The organism is Synechococcus sp. BIOS-E4-1, from assembly GCF_014279995.1.
Classification (GTDB): Bacteria; Cyanobacteriota; Cyanobacteriia; order PCC-6307; family Cyanobiaceae; genus Synechococcus_C.
Genome location: NZ_CP047935.1, coordinates 2,705,472 through 2,724,396 on the forward strand (window position 1 = coordinate 2,705,472; position 18,925 = coordinate 2,724,396).

The 18,925-nt window shown below is 50.2% G+C and carries 23 protein-coding genes; 8 read left to right on the plus strand and 15 right to left on the minus strand.

Annotation, left to right across the window (positions count from 1 at the left end; all coding sequences use genetic code 11):
- Positions 1-442 precede the first annotated feature (442 nt).
- Entirely contained in the window at positions 443-1,231 is a 789-nt protein-coding gene (locus tag SynBIOSE41_RS14790; RefSeq protein WP_186538597.1) for a hypothetical protein, read from the minus strand.
- Between the two features lie 797 nt (positions 1,232-2,028).
- Here SynBIOSE41_RS14790 and SynBIOSE41_RS14795 point away from each other — a divergent pair.
- Positions 2,029-3,300 carry an FAD-dependent oxidoreductase gene (locus SynBIOSE41_RS14795; RefSeq protein ID WP_186538599.1) on the plus strand — a complete coding sequence of 424 codons (1,272 nt, stop codon included), beginning with the start codon at positions 2,029-2,031 and terminating at the stop codon, positions 3,298-3,300.
- 301 nt (positions 3,301-3,601) lie between these two features.
- Here the strand turns inward: SynBIOSE41_RS14795 and SynBIOSE41_RS14800 are convergent, their stop codons facing one another.
- The 3 genes from SynBIOSE41_RS14800 to SynBIOSE41_RS14810 form a co-directional block, all read right to left on the minus strand.
- On the minus strand, positions 3,602-3,871 hold the full coding sequence (locus tag SynBIOSE41_RS14800) for a Nif11-like leader peptide family natural product precursor (protein WP_186538601.1): 270 nt from the start codon (positions 3,869-3,871) through the stop codon (positions 3,602-3,604).
- A 324-nt stretch (positions 3,872-4,195) separates the two neighbouring features.
- On the minus strand, positions 4,196-4,459 hold the full coding sequence (locus tag SynBIOSE41_RS14805) for a Nif11-like leader peptide family RiPP precursor (protein ID WP_186538603.1): 264 nt from the start codon (positions 4,457-4,459) through the stop codon (positions 4,196-4,198).
- Between the two features lie 239 nt (positions 4,460-4,698).
- The gene (locus SynBIOSE41_RS14810) at positions 4,699-5,013 is read right to left on the minus strand and encodes a hypothetical protein (RefSeq protein ID WP_186538605.1); all 315 of its coding nucleotides are present in this window, start codon (positions 5,011-5,013) and stop codon (positions 4,699-4,701) included.
- Between the two features lie 427 nt (positions 5,014-5,440).
- Between SynBIOSE41_RS14810 and SynBIOSE41_RS14815 the strand changes: the two genes are divergently transcribed.
- Positions 5,441-6,250 (plus strand): hypothetical protein, encoded by an 810-nt coding sequence (locus SynBIOSE41_RS14815; protein WP_186538607.1) that lies wholly within the window; start codon positions 5,441-5,443, stop codon positions 6,248-6,250.
- A gap of 1,998 nt (positions 6,251-8,248) precedes the next feature.
- On the opposite strand, the gene SynBIOSE41_RS14820 is transcribed toward SynBIOSE41_RS14815, so the two are convergent.
- Positions 8,249-8,623, minus strand: a complete 375-nt coding sequence (locus SynBIOSE41_RS14820) for a hypothetical protein (RefSeq protein WP_186538609.1) — start codon at positions 8,621-8,623, stop codon at positions 8,249-8,251.
- Positions 8,624-9,003: 380 nt separating this feature from the next.
- On the opposite strand from SynBIOSE41_RS14820, the gene SynBIOSE41_RS14825 reads away from it, so the two are divergent.
- Positions 9,004-9,198, plus strand: coding sequence for a hypothetical protein (locus tag SynBIOSE41_RS14825; protein ID WP_186538611.1), 195 nt, complete (start codon positions 9,004-9,006; stop codon positions 9,196-9,198).
- An 85-nt stretch (positions 9,199-9,283) separates the two neighbouring features.
- Here the strand turns inward: SynBIOSE41_RS14825 and SynBIOSE41_RS14830 are convergent, their stop codons facing one another.
- Positions 9,284-9,766 carry a Dps family protein gene (locus SynBIOSE41_RS14830; RefSeq protein WP_186538612.1) on the minus strand — a complete coding sequence of 161 codons (483 nt, stop codon included), beginning with the start codon at positions 9,764-9,766 and terminating at the stop codon, positions 9,284-9,286.
- A 30-nt stretch (positions 9,767-9,796) separates the two neighbouring features.
- Here SynBIOSE41_RS14830 and SynBIOSE41_RS18195 point away from each other — a divergent pair, with 30 nt between their 5' ends.
- From SynBIOSE41_RS18195 to SynBIOSE41_RS14840, 3 genes are all read left to right on the plus strand, one after another.
- Positions 9,797-9,925, plus strand: a complete 129-nt coding sequence (locus SynBIOSE41_RS18195) for a hypothetical protein (RefSeq protein ID WP_255475811.1) — start codon at positions 9,797-9,799, stop codon at positions 9,923-9,925.
- 362 nt (positions 9,926-10,287) lie between these two features.
- Complete coding sequence (locus tag SynBIOSE41_RS14835; RefSeq protein ID WP_186538614.1) at positions 10,288-10,458, plus strand: hypothetical protein; 171 nt, start codon at positions 10,288-10,290, stop codon at positions 10,456-10,458.
- Positions 10,459-10,670: 212 nt separating this feature from the next.
- Positions 10,671-10,898 (plus strand): DUF1651 domain-containing protein, encoded by a 228-nt coding sequence (locus SynBIOSE41_RS14840; protein ID WP_186538616.1) that lies wholly within the window; start codon positions 10,671-10,673, stop codon positions 10,896-10,898.
- Between the two features lie 460 nt (positions 10,899-11,358).
- On the opposite strand, the gene SynBIOSE41_RS14845 is transcribed toward SynBIOSE41_RS14840, so the two are convergent.
- Both SynBIOSE41_RS14845 and SynBIOSE41_RS14850 read right to left on the minus strand, forming a co-directional pair.
- A complete protein-coding gene (locus tag SynBIOSE41_RS14845) occupies positions 11,359-11,640 on the minus strand; it encodes a Nif11-like leader peptide family RiPP precursor (RefSeq protein ID WP_186538618.1) in 282 nt (93 codons plus the stop codon).
- A gap of 152 nt (positions 11,641-11,792) precedes the next feature.
- A complete protein-coding gene (locus SynBIOSE41_RS14850) occupies positions 11,793-11,966 on the minus strand; it encodes a hypothetical protein (RefSeq protein WP_186538619.1) in 174 nt (57 codons plus the stop codon).
- 146 nt (positions 11,967-12,112) lie between these two features.
- Here SynBIOSE41_RS14850 and SynBIOSE41_RS14855 point away from each other — a divergent pair, with 146 nt between their 5' ends.
- A complete protein-coding gene (locus SynBIOSE41_RS14855) occupies positions 12,113-12,505 on the plus strand; it encodes a hypothetical protein (protein WP_186538621.1) in 393 nt (130 codons plus the stop codon).
- Positions 12,506-12,737: 232 nt separating this feature from the next.
- Here the strand turns inward: SynBIOSE41_RS14855 and SynBIOSE41_RS14860 are convergent, their stop codons facing one another.
- Positions 12,738-12,962: a Nif11-like leader peptide family RiPP precursor gene (locus SynBIOSE41_RS14860; protein WP_370594138.1), complete on the minus strand. Its 225-nt coding sequence runs from the start codon at positions 12,960-12,962 to the stop codon at positions 12,738-12,740.
- Positions 12,963-13,096: 134 nt separating this feature from the next.
- Positions 13,097-13,264 (minus strand): hypothetical protein, encoded by a 168-nt coding sequence (locus SynBIOSE41_RS14865; protein WP_186538625.1) that lies wholly within the window; start codon positions 13,262-13,264, stop codon positions 13,097-13,099.
- Between the two features lie 826 nt (positions 13,265-14,090).
- On the opposite strand from SynBIOSE41_RS14865, the gene SynBIOSE41_RS14870 reads away from it, so the two are divergent.
- Positions 14,091-14,720, plus strand: a complete 630-nt coding sequence (locus SynBIOSE41_RS14870; RefSeq protein WP_222930551.1) for a M66 family metalloprotease — start codon at positions 14,091-14,093, stop codon at positions 14,718-14,720.
- 367 nt (positions 14,721-15,087) lie between these two features.
- On the opposite strand, the gene SynBIOSE41_RS14875 is transcribed toward SynBIOSE41_RS14870, so the two are convergent.
- The 5 genes from SynBIOSE41_RS14875 to SynBIOSE41_RS14895 form a co-directional block, all read right to left on the minus strand.
- Positions 15,088-15,447, minus strand: coding sequence for a hypothetical protein (locus tag SynBIOSE41_RS14875; RefSeq protein ID WP_186538629.1), 360 nt, complete (start codon positions 15,445-15,447; stop codon positions 15,088-15,090).
- 291 nt (positions 15,448-15,738) lie between these two features.
- Entirely contained in the window at positions 15,739-16,068 is a 330-nt protein-coding gene (locus SynBIOSE41_RS14880) for a Nif11-like leader peptide family RiPP precursor (RefSeq protein ID WP_186538631.1), read from the minus strand.
- Positions 16,069-16,301: 233 nt separating this feature from the next.
- Positions 16,302-16,757 carry a hypothetical protein gene (locus SynBIOSE41_RS14885; protein ID WP_186538633.1) on the minus strand — a complete coding sequence of 152 codons (456 nt, stop codon included), beginning with the start codon at positions 16,755-16,757 and terminating at the stop codon, positions 16,302-16,304.
- Between the two features lie 513 nt (positions 16,758-17,270).
- Positions 17,271-17,567, minus strand: a complete 297-nt coding sequence (locus SynBIOSE41_RS14890; RefSeq protein WP_370594242.1) for a Nif11-like leader peptide family natural product precursor — start codon at positions 17,565-17,567, stop codon at positions 17,271-17,273.
- A 331-nt stretch (positions 17,568-17,898) separates the two neighbouring features.
- A complete protein-coding gene (locus tag SynBIOSE41_RS14895; RefSeq protein ID WP_186538637.1) occupies positions 17,899-18,738 on the minus strand; it encodes an NAD-dependent epimerase/dehydratase family protein in 840 nt (279 codons plus the stop codon).
- Positions 18,739-18,925 lie beyond the last annotated feature (187 nt).

Sequence of the window (18,925 nt, forward strand, 5' to 3'; positions counted from 1 at the left end):
ATACTCACAACTCCATTCCCTGCCGTCTGACTCCAACAATTTGCTTTGATGCGACTTGCTGCAGAGTTGCACCCTGATCGACTCGAAGCATCGACCAGCTGCTTCGAAGCCAATTTTCAGCCCTGTCGTCGTCAATAATTTCCAGACTGTGAGAAAGCTCTTAATTCCTGGGGCAACTGGGGGCGACCCAGAAAAGGCTCGATGATCCGGCATTCTTTAACAGAACCACTTTGTTTATGGGATCGATCAATTGTCTAAACGCCTGTCTTTTTTCTTACTTGCTGGGGAGGTTTCAGGCGCGTGCTTCAAATGCGGATCCTGTTTCTTTGGACAGAGTCTTGGCGCGACGGGTTTCAGTAGCATCCTCTGGCAGGTGGTTGCTCTATAACCACCCCTTAGGATCGAAACAGGTGAGCTTTTGGACCATATATCTTCGAACTTGTCATCGAGAATGAGATCGTCCAAGAATTAAGGCGATCAGGATCGCCACATACAGTTGACCACTCACGGTAATGATTGTGACAACTACTGAGGAGATTGTGTCTCCCGAATTTACAACTCCAGATCCTACTGTGGTTAAAAGGTTAAAAGCTGCTGCCATTAACACTGGCGAAAAGTGGCCAACTGTATTTGATATGCTTCCCAGGTTGTTATTTGCACCACCATTGGTGAGAATGTTGAAATCAAATGCGCTGGGATGTAGCTCAAGAGTTGCTGTCAACAGCACGCCACCGGCCACTCCAATCAAGAGATAACCTTCCACCGCAGCCATTACCACAGCAACAGTTACGAATGGTTCGCGTACGAGTGATTTTATTAGACGTAAAATGCTTGCAAAATAAAATAAAATCCAAGTAATCACATGTAAAAGTGTAAGCCACTGGCCTAGGTTTGGAAGTAGCTCCAGGCTTAAACGCCAGATCGCTTCAAGCGTAATGGCGAAGATTCCAAGTCCAAAGAAAACTGAATTCAGCTTTTTTATTTGTGTATAGCGGCTGACCAGCCCAAGTATTACCCCTGCAAGGGCTATGTTCAGGAAAGATTGAAAAGCCGGATAGCGCTCTGCTACTGGTAGTAATAGCAGAAAAATAACTTGTGCTGCCAAAAGTGTGATATATCCACGATGACGTAAGCGTAATCTTCTGATGAACTCCCGAGAGTAGTGAACCATATTGTTGCCTGCGGTTTTGTTGGTTACATATTGATAGCGAGGGAATTGAGGTTTGTCCAAATAGTTTCCTGCTACCCGCCAATTCTTTCTTTAAATTGTATTTTTAGTCTATGTCGCTCTATTGCTTTGATCCAAGTGCGGCCCTGGTGTAATGGCTGGTGGAGGTCGTTGCTTGTGGTAGAAGCTTTGGGTTGTTTGATCCAACCCTTTCCCCTGCGTCATTCACAAGTGCCAGGATTCATGAGTTTTGCCTTTCTCGTCATTCTCTGAGTGTTTCGCAATCGTAGTAAAGTTTGGATTTGGGACATGTCTGTATTGCCAATTTTATTTGTCAGATTGGTAGTTTGTTTACAATAAGTTTTTGTCTGAAGACTGACAGAAATGTCTGGAGGTCATCGATTGGTGCAGAGAAACCACCTGCCGTACTGTTGCAATCAATCAAAGGAGTGAGAAAAGCTCATTAATGGCCAGTGACAGAGCTCACTATTTTTTCCACAGCTGTCTTTTCTATGCCTGGGCTGGATAGGGGGGATCCTGAAACGGGTGTTTCTGGAAATAGAGAATGAGTTGTAGCCAGTTGCCTTTGAATCGACTAACGGCCGGCCTTAGGGAGTTGCTCTTCCTCTTGATGGTCAGGCGATTTCGTTAGACAGCGCAGATGGCGAACAAGGACAGACCACTTGTTGATCGGCATGCATCGAAGAACAGTATCGGCTTGTTGATAATGACCAAGGGGGTATGGCTTGACTCCCCCGCCTTCAAATCAGAGTTGTTGGCTTTCAATACGCCTGCGGTAACGCCAGGCTTTTCTTCATGCCTTTCGGCTCATGATGCAATTGTGAGCTGATCGATCAGCTATGGGTCACAACGTCATCGAGCATCGCACGACGAATTGCTGCGTCGTAGGGGGTGGGCCCGCCGGACTCATGCTTGGTCTTTTGTTGGCTCGTCAGGGGATCAAGGTCACAGTTTTGGAGTCTCAGATCGACTTTGATCGAGATTTCCGTGGAGACACGATTCACCCAGCGATTCTTGAAGCCCTCGATCAGATCGGTCTCGCCGAGCGTGTTCTTGAGATACCGCATGGCCGAATGGAGATGGCTCAGCTGTGTTCTGAGGGACTACTCACCAACTTGGCGGATTTTCGTCGCCTGAAAACGCGCTTCCCGTTTGTTGCTGTGCTTCCGCAAGTTGAGTTTCTTAACTGCATCGCTGGAGAAGCCAGTCGCTATTCAGGTTTTGAGCTGGTGATGGGAGCTCGGGTGGAGGAACTCATACAAGAGAGTGGCACCACGCATGGAGTGCGCTACCGAGATCGGCGGCATGAACTGCATGAGGTTCGTGCCACTCTCACTGTGGGAGCAGATGGGCGATTTTCCAAGGTTCGCAGTCTCTGTGGGGCTGAATCGCAGAACACCTCACCACCGATGGATGTGCTTTGGTTCCGCGTGCCTCGCAGGCTTGACGATCCCCATGATCAGCTCCGCTTCCACGTTGGCGGAGCTCATCTGGTTGTGCTCCTTGAGCGTGACAGGGAGTGGCAGGTTGGTTATTTGCTCTTAAAAGGACAGTTTGGGGCCACCAAGGCTGCTGGCTTAGACGCCTTTCGCAGAGATCTGAGCCGTCATGTGTGCTGGCTTGCAGACCGGGTGCATGTGCTGCAGACCTGGAAGCAGATTGTTGTTTTATCCGTTCAGTCCAGTTTCGTGAAGAGGTGGTATCAGCCTGGGCTTCTGCTGATCGGCGATGCTGCTCATGTGATGTCCCCAGTCGGAGGCGTAGGAATCAATGTGGCGATTCAGGATGCAATCTCGGCTGCAAATCTGCTCACAGAAGCGCTAAAACGAGAATCTATCGGCTTAGATCAGTTGGAGACTGTGCAATTGCAGCGGGAGGGGGCAGTTCATTCGATTCAGGGCTTTCAGACCATGGTGCAGAACCGCATCATTAAGAACGCTCTCATTAATGCCCAACCCTTCAGGTTGCCTTTGCTGCTTCGAATTTTGCTCAAGCTTCCAGTTTTGCGGAATGTGCCAGCGCGGATAATTGCCTTTGGACTCAGGCCATCAAGAATTTCCGAACACTTGATTCTCGACTACTGCAACTCTCGTTCGTCGAGTGTTCAATAAGGACATTGAAAGTCGCAACTATGAGGTCATGAAATGCTGGCGGGAATGGCAGCAAGCCGAAGAAAACCAACCATCCGCAACCAAGGTGGAGCTCGAACAGAGAGATTGCGAGGAATACCAGGCGTGGCTCAAAAGCGTTCAGGACAGCCCCCAAAAATCACTATAAAGTGGAGGTGAATCGCCATTTTGTGTAGTCTACCTCTGTACAATTGTGTAGGCCATTAAAAGCTGATTAACGGGATTTAGCTCGTGTCTGAAGAAATGAAAAGCCCCTTTTGCTGATTGAGCTTTGATGAGTACCCTAACCCTTCTGTTTCGCGTAACTTCCCAATATCAAACAACTCAACGCCCGACCGAGAACACAGTCTCCTCCGCCAGCGGCGCCCTCCAATTCTTCATCTGAAAGGTCCGCTGATTGAGCGTCCTTCAAATCGTCAGAAGAAATCAAAAAACCTGCTTCTTCAGCTATGGCAACGGCAGCTTCGGCATTGCCTGCTTCTCTTAGTTTCTGCTGAAGACTGGTGTCGCTTTTGACCTTTTCTAAAAAAGCTTTGAGTTGTTCTGGGGACATGGTTTCCTGCCTCGCTGTGAGATTTATAGCAACGGTGTGCACGGCGCGCTGCGTTGGCTGTCGTGGTATGAAAAAACCTCATTTTTACCCAATCAATCGTTGGCGCAATTTGGATAAACAGCTGGTAATCGATGTTATTTGTGCTACTGTTACCTGCGAATTTCTGTCATCCAGAGACCCTTTCAAGGCTTTGATTTGAAAGGGTTTTGTTGCTTGACTAAGTTAATTGATCCTTGTCAAGCTTGTCGGGTATGGAAAACCACCATGAGGCTTCGTGGTGGTTTTAGATTCTGTTGTTAGATTGGATTAGCAAGTTCTTATTCTCTAACACTGTCTTGCGCATGTGCTGCATGTGGCCGTGCATGTGTTGCCGCATGAGCCTGTTGAAAGAGTGATTGTTCCACCAGCAGCACTTTCCAGATCTTGGTTTGTCAGTTCCATGCGTGGTTCCTCAAAAGTTTCTTTTAGTCCTGCTTCCTGAGTGATTAGGGAAACAGTTTCATAGTCAGTTGCCTTGTTAAGGGCGGCCTGCATGCTTTTGTTGTCTTGTAGTTGGTTGATGAATGCTTGGAGTTGTTCTTGTGACATGATGTGTCTCCGTTTGGGACCCTTTCTGTCTAAGCCTGCTGTTTAGAAGCCGGGAGAGGGGCAGCCGCACAAGAAGATACGGTTTCAAGATCCTTTGTTTGAAGGGGTAGTCAGATTTGGTCTGAAGTTCAGTCATATTCACTGGCAACGGGGGATCGAATGAATTGCCATGAATACCCCCCCCCCCCCTCCTTCCACTCACATACACCTGGCGGGAATGGTGAATTGTTGATTGGGGCTCAAGTCAGTACTTCGTATCGCTCTTCTATTATTCGATTAGGGCCCCTTTCTACATTCCAGTCGCTACTGATCAATGCAGCCCCAGGAACGGCAGTTTGAACTAGATAGGCATCGGTTAATAGTAATGATTTCAAATGAACAGGGCTCAATGTTTCAGGGTTGAATTTGAATCCACTTCCGAAGTCTGGATTTTTATTGGCATTGACTTCTGCTGAATCTTCAGCCCAGGCTTTTACGTTTTTTCGATCTTTGGAAAGTAGCTTCTCTGCGTTTTTTTGCCATCCAAGTAAAAAGAATCTGTCCCAGCATTCCACTTGTGTGCTCAGTGTTACCTGTTAAGCCAGTTTTGGAATCAGCTTGACCCTCTGACTACCAGCTCCCCAGAAGCTCTAAGCAGCATTTCAGCTGTAGCGGACTGATCTCAGCAGATCAAAGTCTTTCAACTGTGAAGCTCAATCAATCAATCAATCCAAGACATGAGAACCTCAACTCAAAACAGATTTGGTTCCAGCAGGTTCGCTGAGATCTTGAATGCTCGTCTGGCGATGCTGAGCTATGTCATTGGCCTTGTGATCGAGCTGATCACTGGGCTGGGAATCCTGAGCCAGATTGGTTTTAACCACGATTGCTGATGCGCCAGAATATTGCTGAGCTAGTCGCGACCGACGATTTTCAGCGCCATGCCTCGGGTGTGATTAGAGGTGACCCTAGGGAGTTCGTGGGCCTGGGATTGTGTCAGTGATGATGGATCAATGGACGCTGAATCGGCTCAACTTCCAGGGGTGCTGGCAGGGCCGTGGTGCTTGGTTCGGGCGTAATACGGAGGATCGACTTGATCTGGCATCACCGGTCAGGGTGATGGATCCCACGACGTACGACATCTCTTTTAGCGATTCCGACACCGGCGTCTGGGATGGATCTGGATTGTTCTTCGCCCCCGGCAGCCAGGCCAGGTATGACATCAGTCGCAGCACCTACAACGCCGGCGGCGGATGCTGGCAATTCCAAGGAGCTGGAGGTCAGTCCAGTCTTGTGCCAGATCTTGACCGCCGACGCTTCGGCCACGAGATCAATCTGTTTCATGGTCGGTCCCGGTCCATGCTGGTGCTGATCTGGGAGCCACTGGGGACGCGATGGCGTCTGCAGTTAGTGGGCGCCGTTGGTTTCCGTTGCCGCAGGGCTTCGGTGCCCGAACCGGAACGTCCTGCATTCAGGACTGCAGAGGCGATGTTGGCACCGCTGCGGGGTTGGTCTGGTGTGGTGGAAACGTTCCGGCCACAGCCTGGTTGCATCGGTCAGGTGAGTACAGCTCAGCCGTCGGTTTTTGTTCCAGATCAGTTCATGCGCCATGAAAGGACTGCCGTCATGCAGGATGCGCTGGTTTTTTCGGTGCCTGAGTATCTGCCGGAAGGTGCCTTTCAGCTGGAGATCGGCGGTCTGCTCGGTGTGGGGTTGTTTCAGCAGCTCAGCATTGTGTTTGATGACAGCAGACGTCTCACAGCCTGGGAACGCCGACGGTTCTTGGCTGATACCAAAAAAGTCGATCCTTAAAAGGGCGTCTTTTAAAACAGCCGTCGTCGGCAAGTGTGATCACTTCTGTTCACTTAGCAGGCAAACCATGAAACCCGCGCACTTGGTGGGGCTGCAATGTCCCCTATCAACACCACATTATAAAAAGTCAGTTTTGTCAACTTCTGCTGATCTGCGCTCGATCGTGCCAGGTATTTGAGGCTGATTTTTGGGGTTTTGAAGGTGATTGAATGATCGCCCGACACTCGCCATCTCTCAATCGTGCAGGGTGGCGAATGTGTATATTGAGCTAATCTACCTCATATGTATCAAAGAGACAGATGCAGGTATGAAGGAAATTCCTGCTCACTTTTTGACTCTCGGCATCGCGAAAAGGTTTGATATGCAGATGGGTGCCTGGAGTGGCAAGCAGTCAATGTACGGAAAGAAGTCACCGTTTGAAAACGTGTTAAGCCTTTTGCCTAGCCATCATCGCTTAGGCGTCCAACACTGACCTCCGCCAGGCTTATGCATCGATTCCCAGGCTTCGACGGCGTTGTGGCGCAATATCTGTTAGTTGGCTAATTCTGATGCTGTTAGCCAATGCGTAATAATTGTCTTGGCCAAGACAATTGGAGAGCTTTAGTCCAAAGTATCGCAGTATTCATTGACGATCTCTATCTCGCTCATGACATTTGTATGTTGTGCAGTTAGCCCCAGGCGCTTCATGGCTGTAGCTATCGTGATTTGAGATGCGTCAAAGTCTGCGCATCTCAGAAGCTGTCTCTCAAGCTTGGATGAGCACCCAGCAATCATAAAGAAGAAGGCTGCTAATATTAGTTTGTTGATAAATTTCATCGTTTTTTTCAGATAGGCTCTGTTTCATAGCACTGAAATTGATTGTCGACCTTCTTTCCTGTATTTCCATAGTGTTATGCCTGAGCATGTGTCTAATGACCTGCTGACCACCTCCGCGTCATGGCCTGGTTTCCACAATGACCCACTGAGAGTGGGCGGTGATCAAGTCGTTCTGGAACCGGCAGATGTGACCCATCCGCATTTTGCACAGCCAGCCACACCGTTCCTTGCTGGGCACCTTTCAACCCGTAGGCGATTTTTGTATGGTATCCGCGCGATGTCGACACGCTCCCAGGCACGGCAGCTGATTTGGCGATTCTCAGCAGATTGGTATCTGATTGGCACCGTTGCCTGTCAGCGTCTTTCTAGGCAGGTGTGTGCAATCGGCCGTTAGTTCGGAGCTGACTCCATCGACCCTTTCCCAGAATCTCGGTTTCAGCCTCTGCCCGTGCCCTGGTTTGCTGTGGTCTTCGCTTGGCAACCATTGCTCAAGCTCATGCCCCAAGAGCTAACCGCAATAGCAACAGCAGATTAATGACTGCCACTGTTACCGCTGCATCTGGCGAAGTAAAGGGGAAGTGCGCGCTTCCGATTCATTCCGCCACTGCTATGCATGTGCGGCTGATCTGATCGGGCTAAATGATCTTACGTTCTCTCAGTTCGTGGGCAATAACCGCATGACCTCCGTGCAGTGCCATGGCACCAATACCGGTTAGCGGAGTTGATGGCTGCCGCTGTACGAGTGTTGGTTTGAGTTGCTGTTTGATAGCAGTTTTGATCGTTGATAAGTTCTGGCTGCCTCTGCTCAATCGCGCAAGGCGCTGGAGGCTAATCTAAAGAATTTGAGTGTGATTGATTCAATAAACAGGCCACGCATTGCTAGGGGCTTTGCTGGATAATGAGTACAACTCTCATTGCTTATAGTCGGACTCTCCACTCAAGCTGCATTGATATTGTTTTATCGCTGTATACACTTCACGCCTGAGCCTGGATCAAGGTTTGGTGTAAATAATCCTCCACACTTTTCACCACTTTATTTCCCCTGATCTGGTGCCAATCCATATCGCGTACGAACACTCACTTTCGCAATGCGCTCGCCATCACCAGATCTCAACAGTGCTCAATCAGAGGTGACTGCCCTCGCACGCTTGACGAAAGCATCCATGCCGATTGTTCCTGTTTTTATTGATTAAGTGATCTTCCATCATCTTCTCTGTAATCAAAGAACTTGATGATTTTCATTTCAACAGGATTTGGCATGTTGTCATAGTTCTTGGATTCTATTGATGGGTCTTCCATTCCAGTGATCTCTGTTGAATCATAATTCTCGCTCCCGTCTACGCAGATTCGGTTGTTGTCCTCAAGCCATGTTCCGTCGTCATGATAAGTATATTTTGTGCCTCTCTTTAGCCAGCTAATGCACGCTTTGATGGCTTCTGTTTTCCACTCGTAGCGTTCGATTTTTGCCGCTTTCGATTCGGTGATGGAAAAAAGTAGTGTGAACTGGGCTACGGCTGCAATCGTGGTCGGGAGGATTTTTCTCAAACTATTTTTCAAGGCATTGACGGATTGAATTTACATCTTCCGTTTTCAGCCTCCATCACCACATCTCCGGGGCACGATCCAGCGCATAGGGCTTCTGGCAGTAGTGCACCGCATACCGCCACGCATCAATGCGGTGCGTGATCGCCGTTAGGTCCAACAGCTCCCGCTTCTTGGTGTGCCTCGCCTTCAGCCACGGCTGGCCCTCATCTCGATCCGTCGCTCACAACATCGCGCGCAGCCTGCCAGTCCGCTTCCTCCGACATCCGCGTCTTGCCCGCACGCTTAAAAAGAATCTCGGCTTTTCAAAACTCATCGCCAATCGTCAGCGCACCGCCCATACGATGAGGTGGGAAGGGACGGTTGAAAAGCTCTGCTGTAATTGACGCTTCCTGATGGATTCAAACCATCCATCGATCAGTGTGGAGCCAACCGTACGTATTGATCTTGCCTTGATGGCGGCAGCTCCTGTTATCCAACGTGGCGTGATTCCAAACAAGGACCGCTCACCTGTTGATCGCCATGTACCGAAGCACGGTGTTGGTTGGTTAATGAACGACCGGGAGGAAGGTCTGCAGTTTCTGGAATGACAAGCCACCACATCGCTACGGATGGGGATCATGACTGACCCTGCTCGGATTACCCATTGGATAACTTCCCCCCAGTAGGCCTTTTTCAATCCTCCAGCAGGCTTCTGAGCATCCAGGCGGTTTTCTCGTGAATCTGCAGCCGCTGGGTCAGCAGGTCAGCGGTGGGTTCATCGCTGGCGGCCTCCGCCAGCGGGAAAATGCTGCGAGCGGTTCTGGCCACGGCCTCATGGCCAGCCACCAGTTCGCGCACCATGTCGAGAGCAGCAGGTGGTTGGCTGACTTCCTTGATCGATGCCAGTCCGGCAAGGGTCGCGCCGCCATAGGGGGCCACGATGCCCAGAGCCCTGATTCTCTCGGCGATCTCGTCCAGGGAGTTCCAAAGCTCGGTGTACTGGTCCATGAACATCAAATGCAGGGTGTTGAACATCGGACCGGTCACGTTCCAGTGGAAGCCATGCGTTTTTCCATAGAGCACATAGGTATCAGCCAGTAATCGACTGAGCCCAGCAGCGATCTGCTCGCGCTGTTCCTGAGGGATACCGATGTTGATCTGGGGTGCGCTTTCCATGGGGCTTAATCAGAGCTGCTTCATCGGTCTATGCCTGCTCGAAAACACTTGGGTGGAGGCCAACCGTCCTGCGAGGTTCGGTTTCAGGACCTTGTTGGAGTGGCTCTGCTGGAGCAGGTTCCCCGGCTGATGGATGTCCTGCATGCCGATCTTCTGTAGCCGGTACTTCTACCTGGGCCACTGCGCTGCCTTGATTGCTGAGCACGATCTGATAGCCAACGCGGTCCTGTCAGGGATAAGAAAATTGGCTGGACCGTTGTTGAGTCTGCTTGGAGAGCAAAGACAGGTGGAGGGGCCCATGTTCAGCAGATGCTGGCTGGCTCGTTGTGGATCAAGGTCATAAATCCCGTGTCGCTGGGTCTTGAGATCACCATCAGGTGGGTGCAAGGCCCCCCTCTTCAATGGCTTTTCGTAGCTGCTTATCAAGCAGTGCAAACGGGTGCATTTGGTTACAGACTCTTGTCAACCTCTTCTGGCAACCTCTAGGTCACCATCGTTGGCCCTGTGATCGACCACAAGTCTTGAAGCCCACCCGTGAACAGAGGTGGAATCCGCTGATCGGCTTTGTGGCCAGCGCCATCATCGCTTGCGTGCTGATCATCACCATCGGGCCCAATCCGGTGCTCGTTGGGTATCTGCTGTTCACCGGATTGATCTGGTTGCTTCTTTCATCCGGAGTGGTTGACCAGTGAATGCCTACGCCTGATAGTCAGCCCGATTGACTTAAGACAAAAGAGACATGAGCCATGAGAACTCCGTGAAGCTCTGGTTTGCCTCATGAACCATGGCTTGATTGTGACTGAAGCTGCCAGCAGAAAAGAGGAGCTGAAGCGTGGGAGCAGGGCCCATGTATCCGGCGACACAGGACGCCTCGTGTGGCTTTTGTCTGTCGAGATCGCATCAAATGGAAGGCTGGCTGACGGACGCGGACAAGCATTGGTCAGTCAGGTTCCATCGAGATCCGAAGGCCTGGGAGCAAGACGTTCGGGTGATCGTTGACCACGGCAGGGAAATGCGAGATGGACAGCCAGCACTCCTGAAGACGCGAAGAAACATGCGTTACGAGGATGCGATCGCGCTCTGGAAAGAGTTGCGCCGTTATGGATGGACTGTTTCAGGAGCTGCCTGGTGACAACGTCAAGTGTGCGTTGTTCATTACGAGAGCTCAGAAACGGCTTACAAGCTGATCGGTACTGAGTTCTCGGGTCAGAACCAAACCTTCATCGAATGTCTTGAGTCAGCTGCTTTGGGCAGTTCAGAAAATCAAAGGATCACCCGGAGCAATCGAAACTTTGATCAAAGAGATGGCAAAAGCCAAATAAGCTTCAAACATTCAGGCATAAAGAAATTCTGGGGCGAGCCCTTAGGGGTCGGTGTATGTCATAAGCGGAGGAGGATGACGCTTCAGGACAAAACCTGCATTTGCGGGGACTGCAATGTGCCTAATCAATTTCCCATTTTAAAAAGTCGGTTTTATTCGCTTTTGCTGAAGTGTGCTCAATCGTGCCATGTATTGGAGGCTGATTTAAAGGATTTGGATGTGACTCATGCAATAAAAAGCTTTTCAGGTACTTTGGATGAGTGGCTGACAATTACCACTTTTTCAGTGCGCCATCCAGGCAACTATTAATGGCCGGTGACTGACCCAAAGTGCAGAAGGCTGGACTCAATCTTCTGCCTCCAACTGCTCTCTCCAATTCTTCATCTGATATCTCCGATTGAGCTTTGTTCAAGCCGTCTGCAGAGATGCTAAATCCCGCTTCTCTGGTAATGAAAGCAACAGCGTCAGCATCAGCAGCTGCTTTGAGCTGCTCTTGAAGTTTGGTATTGCCTTTGGCGTCAGCCAGGAAACCTTTAAGTAGTTCTTCTGTCATGATTTCAAGGGGTGGATGTTTGGGTTCTGACCCCTCGACTCCTTCAAGATCACAGCCCTTTTGGTGAACCCCACTGCCCAGCTCTGGTGAAGAACTCAAGGGGTGCTGGTGAGCTTCTGGTGAATGGCTCAGACTCGTTTTTCAGGCTGAAATCAGCTCAGGCAGAAGCTGGCGACGCCAAGGCTCCAGGGCACAAAACCCTCACCGTTTTCAGGGCTGTTGGTTTTGGCTGAATAGCCCTGCTGTAACTGACGCCCCCTGATGGATTCCAACCGTCGACCGACTGCCTTTTGAGCAGCTGTTCTTTGCCTCGAATTGGACTCCATTTCCTGCCTGCACTGTTCGAGGATCAGTTCTCGGTTCAGCAGAGCGAGGCCGCCCCTATCAATCCACTCGCTTCAGCCAGGTTTGTTGATCAGATTGCACACAGAAGTGCATTTGCTTGTCAAGCTGTGCCGATAGCACTTAATAAATGATCCGCACCACACTCACTGCAGCAGCCCTTTCTCTTAGCTCTCTGTTGGCGCCTGCCAATGCGGAAGGACTCTATGACTCAAATATCGAATATGGAAATTTCAGCTTCACCAATCCCCTGATCTCAATAAATTATGCGCGTTCTTGGGATGAACCTGCTGAATATGCACTCGCAATAACGGCTAAGAATCCAATCTTTGCAGACAATGGACTTAGGCAATCAACAGCACTTCTGGTGAATTGCAAATTAGGAAAATATTCCGTGGCTTTCGGATATAAGATAGAAAACAGTGTCGCGGCAACAGCTGAAGTTTTGGCAATCAATTTTTGCCGTTTTCATAAAAAACGTTCTCTCACAACCTCTGGTGACAGTCCGAATTTTTCCCAATGATTCAGGGTTCACACCCTGGATAGTTTGTAGCAGTGAGCCCATCTCTGCCTGGTGATCATCACTTAGGTTGGCAAGAATCAATAATTTAGTTTTGTCTACCTCTGCTCAACTGCGCTCAATCGTGCCAGGTATTGAAGGCTGATTTATGGGGATTAGTCAGGCTGTTGAAGAAATCAAAGCGACTGTCGATGCAGGGGCTTTGATGATGAGTTTGAAATTACGGTTCAAGCCATCAGCTGGTGCCAGGAGCGTTTGCTCCATCGCACTGAGCATTGAAAGCCACCAGAGAGACCGTCGAGTACTGGCAGCCACCAGCCACGTTTTCCAGCTCCTCTTCACTGAGCTGACTGAACTTATCAGCAGTAAATTCATGACCATGTTCTTTAGCGATGCTCACGACATCTTCAGAAGACTTAGCTATTTTGGGTTTGTCTTGAAGGTTGCTATCACCTTTCACTTTTTCCAAAAAATGCTTTCCGTTGTTCTAGGGACATCGCTAGCGGGTCTCTTCAGCTGTCATGGCAACGGTCAGCAGGCGCAACGTATCCGCAGGGAGTCCAATCAAAACCCCGCGTATGGCGGGGGAATTGATCAAGAAAGTGGATGCAAACCCATTCTTTCACGGATGCGGTTGATTCCTTTGTACCACCAGCTCGTATCCAAATCGTGGTCGTCGTCTATATCAAGACCTCCGGAGATGTTTTCAAGAAGCTCATCCTTCAGCTCGATGGTTTCATGATGAGTGTTTTGTTCAGTCATTGTTTTGAAGTAAGTCAGTTGAGTGTTGTGTGGGGTGCTGCCCCATCGACTCCTTCAAGATCACAGCCCCTCTGGTGAACCACACTGCACAGCTCTGGTGCAGTGCCTAACAGGTTCTGGTGAGCTTTTGGTGAATGGCTCAGCTTGTCTTCCAGGTTGGAATCAGCCCATGCAGAAGCTGGCGAACCCAAGGCTCAAGGGCACTAAACCCGCTCCGCGCTTAATCGCGGCGGGTGTTGGCTGAAATCCTTGCTGAAACTGAGGCCCCCTAGTGAATTCAAACCATCGACCGACTGCTTAGAAGGCAATTTTCAGACCAGTCGTATAAAGGGTTTTCATTGCTATCACATTGTTTTGAATACCTGAGGTTGATAAGAGGCGACCCTGCACAGGGGGGTACTGGAGCTATCTCAGGCAGTGGTTCCAGTTTTTCGGTTGAGAGACCAACTGCCTTCAAAGCAGTTGGTCTTTCGCTGGGAGGGCATGTTTCAGGCGGGTGGTTCAGATGTGGATCTCCGCCTCTTAAAGCAGAGTTTTGGGGCGCTGGGTGTCAGATTCCTTCAGGCTTCATCGATGCCCGACAAGGAGAAGGTCACTTGTCGACAGGCATGCGCCCAAGAATGGTATCGGTTGATTGATGAACGCCCGGGAAGCAATGGTCTGCAGCTTTTATAACTCAGTTATGACTGAGTATAATCAATATGTTATTGCCACATACTTCTTGAGACTGGTCTGCTTTTGAGTGGACGCTTTGTTTTTACTGGAAATCTGAGCAAGATTCACTATGAAGAGATGGACGTTATTCACGGCAGCTTGCTTTTGGTTAATGGGACCTCTGCCAGCTCTCGCGGAATATTGTGACAACCAACCAACAGCTCGGGCTCTAATAGCACCATGGAATGCTGCAGACCAGGAGTTCCTTGGAGGACGCACATCGATCAACTACTTCTTTGAAATGCGGAGACGTCGCTATCAAGTGGTGTACGGCAATGCCAAAGGAGTAATTAAACCTGGCTCCCCATGGCAAATTATCGAGTCAGATCCTTTCTATGATGAAGAAAAAGCCCTTGGCATCGAGCTGATTAGGGCCACCGATCGCTTGATCAGTCTTGATTTCAGGGGGGTTCGGCGTGCCAAAGATGCTGACCTAGTAATTCTGGGATACTGCGACAAGAACGACGGAAAAGAGGGGGCTGTTGCTCAGAATACCGAAGGTACCCAATACATCATGATTTTAAATGGGTGTCGAGGAATAGCTACAGGTCAAGAAGATCCCGTATGGTTATTCCTGCACGAATTTGGCCATGCTCTTGGCCTTGAACACCCCTTCTCCGATGTAGATGGGGATTGTCTCTATGACAACCAGCCTTTTTCAAGTGCCTCGGCGCATGCTGGGGTGACAGTGATGGCCTACAAACCACGGCCCGGAAGTCCTCCTCAGTTTTTTACTGATTAGGACATTGCTGTATTGCGGAGAATCTGGGGTTCGGAATGAGGGAGGTGCTTGCGCGATCAATGCGTTAATAGGTCTATCAGATCTTCATTAAGTTTCAGAAACGACATGCCAACTTCACACACATAGTGGGTGCTCGTTGAGCCCAGGTCATACTGCGGAGCTGGTGAGCCCGTGGTCAGGCGAATGCTCAGGCACAACGTCATCGAGGCATGGGAAACCATGCCGAAGACAGCTGGCTGGAAACGGTGTCATACCAGCTTGTAATGACGTTTTATCGAGGAAAACTTGAGGGAAGGGGAATTCCACTCAAATCGAATTAATGACTAACCCTGGGATTATTTTTTAATGGCATTCTTGAACTCATGGCTCACCAACCGCAATACCCAACAAGCCAGTCATAAGCATCGACACGTGATAGCCCTCGGTACTCCATCGGCCAGCTTTCAGTTGCGTTGCATGGGCCTACGACTTCAGCTCCGTCATTCCAGTAAATACCTAAAAATACTTCTCCTCTCCCATAAACACCTCTACAGACATTGGCAACCCTGTCGGCTCCATCGATAACCGATTCGCATTGGTCATCCCGCCAGTCATCTCCAGGTTCCCAAGCAATGGCGGGCATTGCATTGGTGAGAATGCAAATCAAGCCCAAAGCAACGTTTTTCATGGGTTCGAGCTTCTGGTTTATGTGATTCAACTCTGGTTTTAACACCTCTCGCATCAGCATTTCATCTGTCCGTACAGCTCCGTCTAATCCACCGCATTGACTCCACCGGTGGGGTGGGGGGGGCTGCCGGCATCGTTGACGTGTAGTAGAGCAGTCCTCAATTGAATAGAATTTCTCTCTTCCTCGAAGCTCGATTCTACGACCACGTTTCAGTATTTCCACTACTGATTGTGTGAGTGTTTTATTGGTTGTACTGCTTCTGTCGATATCCTACTGGATTTTGAATTCCGGTTATGGCTTGACAATTGGCCGCTTAGGTGATTATTTTTTAGGGTGTTTTGGTTTTAATATTTATGCTGTGTGGTGTTGTCTGATTGGTTTTGGCTTTCGTAAAAGTTGTGGCGCATTTGTCAGGCGTATCCTGGATATCCTGAGTCGCATTTTACAAAATGTATTTGTTGCCCCAAATGATTGCGTTTGTTGGACTAGAGCTCTTGCCCCGGCGATTCCTTCTGGCTCTTCATTGCTCAACTGATTAAAGCCGTCAGCAGAAAACTCATGGTCGTGTTCTATACCAATTCTTCCCGCTTCATCGGGCGACTTTGCAGCCTGCAGTTTCTCCTGAAGGCTGATGTCGCTTGTGACTGTCTCAAGCAAGACTTTGAGTATCTCTTCTGACATAGGGAAGGGTCTGTTCAGTCGTTATGGCAACTGTCTGCTGCAGAGGCTTTGGTTAATACTTGCTGCGCTCAATTGTGCCTGGTATTGAAATCTGACCTAAGGGCTCTTAGGCGTCATTGATGCATTAAAAAAAACCGCTCGCGGCGCGGCGGGTTTTTTTATCTGGAATGGATGAAGGTCAAAATGTCAACAGCAATTTTCTGGGGTTGACTGGTTGTGTTGTTGACAAATCATCATCGCCCTGGCAGGCAAGTGTAACGGGCTGTTGTCATGAAAGATGGGACTGTCAGCTTGTTAACAGCCTCCTTTCCAGCAGCTTCACAGACTTGTAGAGAGGGCATTGGAAGTACCTCAGAACCGGTTGCTTCTGCTTCAACGAAGGAGAAATTGTTCTGCTTGATCAACTCAAGCTTGGTGGCGAGAGGCGCTTTATCCATGGTCTCCCGTGTAAGGCCAAAAGCATCCAGCACCCGTTTCTGATGAGCTAGGTCGACAGCACCCTCAGGTTCAGCTGCCGTGGGCTCAAGCGTGTGGCTGGGAGCAGTGGTGTAGGTCTGAATCAATAGCCAATAGCCTGCATAGTTGGCATGGTTTTCCTGAGTGGGCTGCATGTGAGCCATTGCGGGAATAGCTGTGGAGAGTGTCGTTGCACCAAGAACAGCGACTGTGGAAAGAAACTTGTTAATCATGAGAAGTCAGCCTTAAGTGTGTGATGTGTGGGGGAGTTTTCCCCCGGACTCCTTCAAGTTCACAGCCCTTCTGGTGAGCCCCACTGCACAGCTCTGGTGCAGACCCCAATAGGTTCTGGTGAGCATCTTGTGAATGGCTCAGAACTCAGTCGCAATCTATTAACAGCTCCCTCCCTCCTTTAGAGCAGGAAATAAAAACCCCCGTTCGTGGTGGGGGGATCTATGGATGCAGAGCCAAGGTCATAGTCAAAAGAGAACAACAGGAAGACGATTGGCCTGGATCTCACCAGTGCTACAGGGGAGCTCCTCCTTTCTTCCCTGAGGCCATGACGGCCAGCTGCTTGTCATTGAGAGTCAAAATCTGCTGAGCCAAAAAGACAAGAAGTTCGCAGTAATCAATACCGAATCGACTGGCAACGTCGGCCACTGTTTTGCCAGTGCTGATCGGGTGGGGCTTTAATAATCGCGTGATTTGACAATCCGGGAGCTGTTGCAACTGATCCATCATATTCATCAACCTGTGCCCTGTGCCCTGTGCCCTGTGGCATTGAGGTAGCCCTGTCCACCTTGACGCCATTGTGCAACGAATTCAGCCTGATACCCCTGGGCTATTTGTTCTTGGTCCCTGATCGGCATGGAGATAATCCGATTCGCTTGAGCCAGCATCACTTCAGCGTCTGTGATTTGAAATCCCAGGTCTTGCGCAAGTTGTGCGGCATCGGCAACCTCTTTGGTGCATGTCAGTTGCTGCTGCAAATCTTTGCTGCCAGCGACCATAGGAAAGAAGCGCTCTAGTTCCGGACTGATGATGTTTTTGGCTCGAAGGCGAAAGGAAAAGTTGCAGTCAGGATTTCAGTATTTTGTCCATATTCGCCTTTCGGCATTAAAAAAAAGGGTTCCCGGACTCCCCGAGAACCCCTGCTGTGACTAACGCCCCCTGATGGATTCGAACCATCGACCGACTGCTTAGAAGGCAATTTTCAGCCCAGTCGTAGCAGGGGTTTTCAAGGCTATGGCTGGGTTTTTAATGCCTGGGGTCGATTGGGGGTGACCCTGAAAAGGGCATTACTGGAGCCATCTCAGGCAGTGGCTCCAGTTTTTCGGTGGTTCGGCCAACTGCCTTTAGAGCAGTTGGTTTTTCTCAGTCCAGCATCGGGTGCTGAAGCCGATAGCCAAGGGCCTTGAGCCTGTCGTTACAGATGCGGCGTCCGTTACCCGAGACCGGTGCTGGCCCGCCGCTCCAGTGCACCGCGTCCAGTTGTTGGCGCTTCAGACTGCGGTCCACCAGATCGCGCATCCGGATCGGTTCGTCGTTCACCACATTCACAACGCCGCTCCAGGCACCATCCATGGCAGCGATCAAGGCACCGGCTGCGTCATGCACATGTACCCAGTTGCTGAAAAAGCTTCCGTCTCCAGTGCGCTCCTTGCCGGCCAGCCCTTTGAGTCGATCATCCAGCTCACGTCCTGGTCCATATAGGGCGGCGAGTCTGAGGATGCACACCTGTCGTTTGCTGTCTCCCATCTCGGTGATTAACCGTTCGCTCTCTAGCAAGACCGCACCATGCTCAGTTCCAGTAGCAGGAGCTGTCGATTCATCTACCCAGTCACCGTCGGCGTCGCCATACACCGAACAGCTGCCGGTGTAGATGATCTGGTGCAGGTGAGGCAGATCAGGCAGCAGGGATCTCAGGCAGCGAAAACTGTCAACGAATGTCACGCGGTAGCCATCAGCATTCACTTGTCGATTTCCTCTGGGGGCAAGACAGAACACAGCCGTGCGCTTGTGCTGCAATGCCGCCAGCAGCTGTGCAGGGTCGGTGGCGTCGCAGAGCATCAGCTGATCGGCGAGATCGGTCAGCTCTGCATGCCGTTCGGTCACGGTTGTGGTCAAGGTCAATGGGAGTGCCGGTCGGCGCGGTTGTAGCTGACGCGCCACGGCCTCGCCGAGATATCCACAACCAATGATTGTCAGCCCCATGGTTCGAGTGAGGGTGAAGTTGAATTTAGGAAGTCTGGTCTCGCTGGAGAAGATGCAGACTCTGCGAGGTTCTTGTGAGCTTCTGGTGAATGGCTCAGAAACTTTTCACCGTTTAGGTAAGTAACGTATCTGCCTGCCTGATCTCTGATCAACTGCGCTCAATCGTGCCAGGTATTGAAGGCTGATT

Excerpts from the sequence above, each read along its gene's own strand:
- SynBIOSE41_RS14795 (WP_186538599.1), top strand. The coding sequence starts at position 2,029 with ATGGGTCACAACGTCATCGAGCATCGCACGACGAATTGCTGCGTCGTA.
- SynBIOSE41_RS14800 (WP_186538601.1), bottom strand. The coding sequence starts at position 3,871 with ATGTCCCCAGAACAACTCAAAGCTTTTTTAGAAAAGGTCAAAAGCGAC.
- SynBIOSE41_RS14805 (WP_186538603.1), bottom strand. The coding sequence starts at position 4,459 with ATGTCACAAGAACAACTCCAAGCATTCATCAACCAACTACAAGACAAC.
- SynBIOSE41_RS14815 (WP_186538607.1), top strand. The coding sequence starts at position 5,441 with ATGATGGATCAATGGACGCTGAATCGGCTCAACTTCCAGGGGTGCTGG.
- SynBIOSE41_RS14825 (WP_186538611.1), top strand. The coding sequence starts at position 9,004 with ATGGATTCAAACCATCCATCGATCAGTGTGGAGCCAACCGTACGTATT.
- SynBIOSE41_RS14830 (WP_186538612.1), bottom strand. The coding sequence starts at position 9,766 with ATGGAAAGCGCACCCCAGATCAACATCGGTATCCCTCAGGAACAGCGC.
- SynBIOSE41_RS18195 (WP_255475811.1), top strand. The coding sequence starts at position 9,797 with ATGCCTGCTCGAAAACACTTGGGTGGAGGCCAACCGTCCTGCGAGGTT.
- SynBIOSE41_RS14840 (WP_186538616.1), top strand. The coding sequence starts at position 10,671 with ATGGAAGGCTGGCTGACGGACGCGGACAAGCATTGGTCAGTCAGGTTC.
- SynBIOSE41_RS14845 (WP_186538618.1), bottom strand. The coding sequence starts at position 11,640 with ATGACAGAAGAACTACTTAAAGGTTTCCTGGCTGACGCCAAAGGCAAT.
- SynBIOSE41_RS14850 (WP_186538619.1), bottom strand. The coding sequence starts at position 11,966 with ATGGAGTCCAATTCGAGGCAAAGAACAGCTGCTCAAAAGGCAGTCGGT.
- SynBIOSE41_RS14855 (WP_186538621.1), top strand. The coding sequence starts at position 12,113 with ATGATCCGCACCACACTCACTGCAGCAGCCCTTTCTCTTAGCTCTCTG.
- SynBIOSE41_RS14865 (WP_186538625.1), bottom strand. The coding sequence starts at position 13,264 with ATGACTGAACAAAACACTCATCATGAAACCATCGAGCTGAAGGATGAG.
- SynBIOSE41_RS14870 (WP_222930551.1), top strand. The coding sequence starts at position 14,091 with ATGGGACCTCTGCCAGCTCTCGCGGAATATTGTGACAACCAACCAACA.
- SynBIOSE41_RS14875 (WP_186538629.1), bottom strand. The coding sequence starts at position 15,447 with ATGCTGATGCGAGAGGTGTTAAAACCAGAGTTGAATCACATAAACCAG.
- SynBIOSE41_RS14880 (WP_186538631.1), bottom strand. The coding sequence starts at position 16,068 with ATGTCAGAAGAGATACTCAAAGTCTTGCTTGAGACAGTCACAAGCGAC.
- SynBIOSE41_RS14885 (WP_186538633.1), bottom strand. The coding sequence starts at position 16,757 with ATGATTAACAAGTTTCTTTCCACAGTCGCTGTTCTTGGTGCAACGACA.
- SynBIOSE41_RS14895 (WP_186538637.1), bottom strand. The coding sequence starts at position 18,738 with ATGGGGCTGACAATCATTGGTTGTGGATATCTCGGCGAGGCCGTGGCG.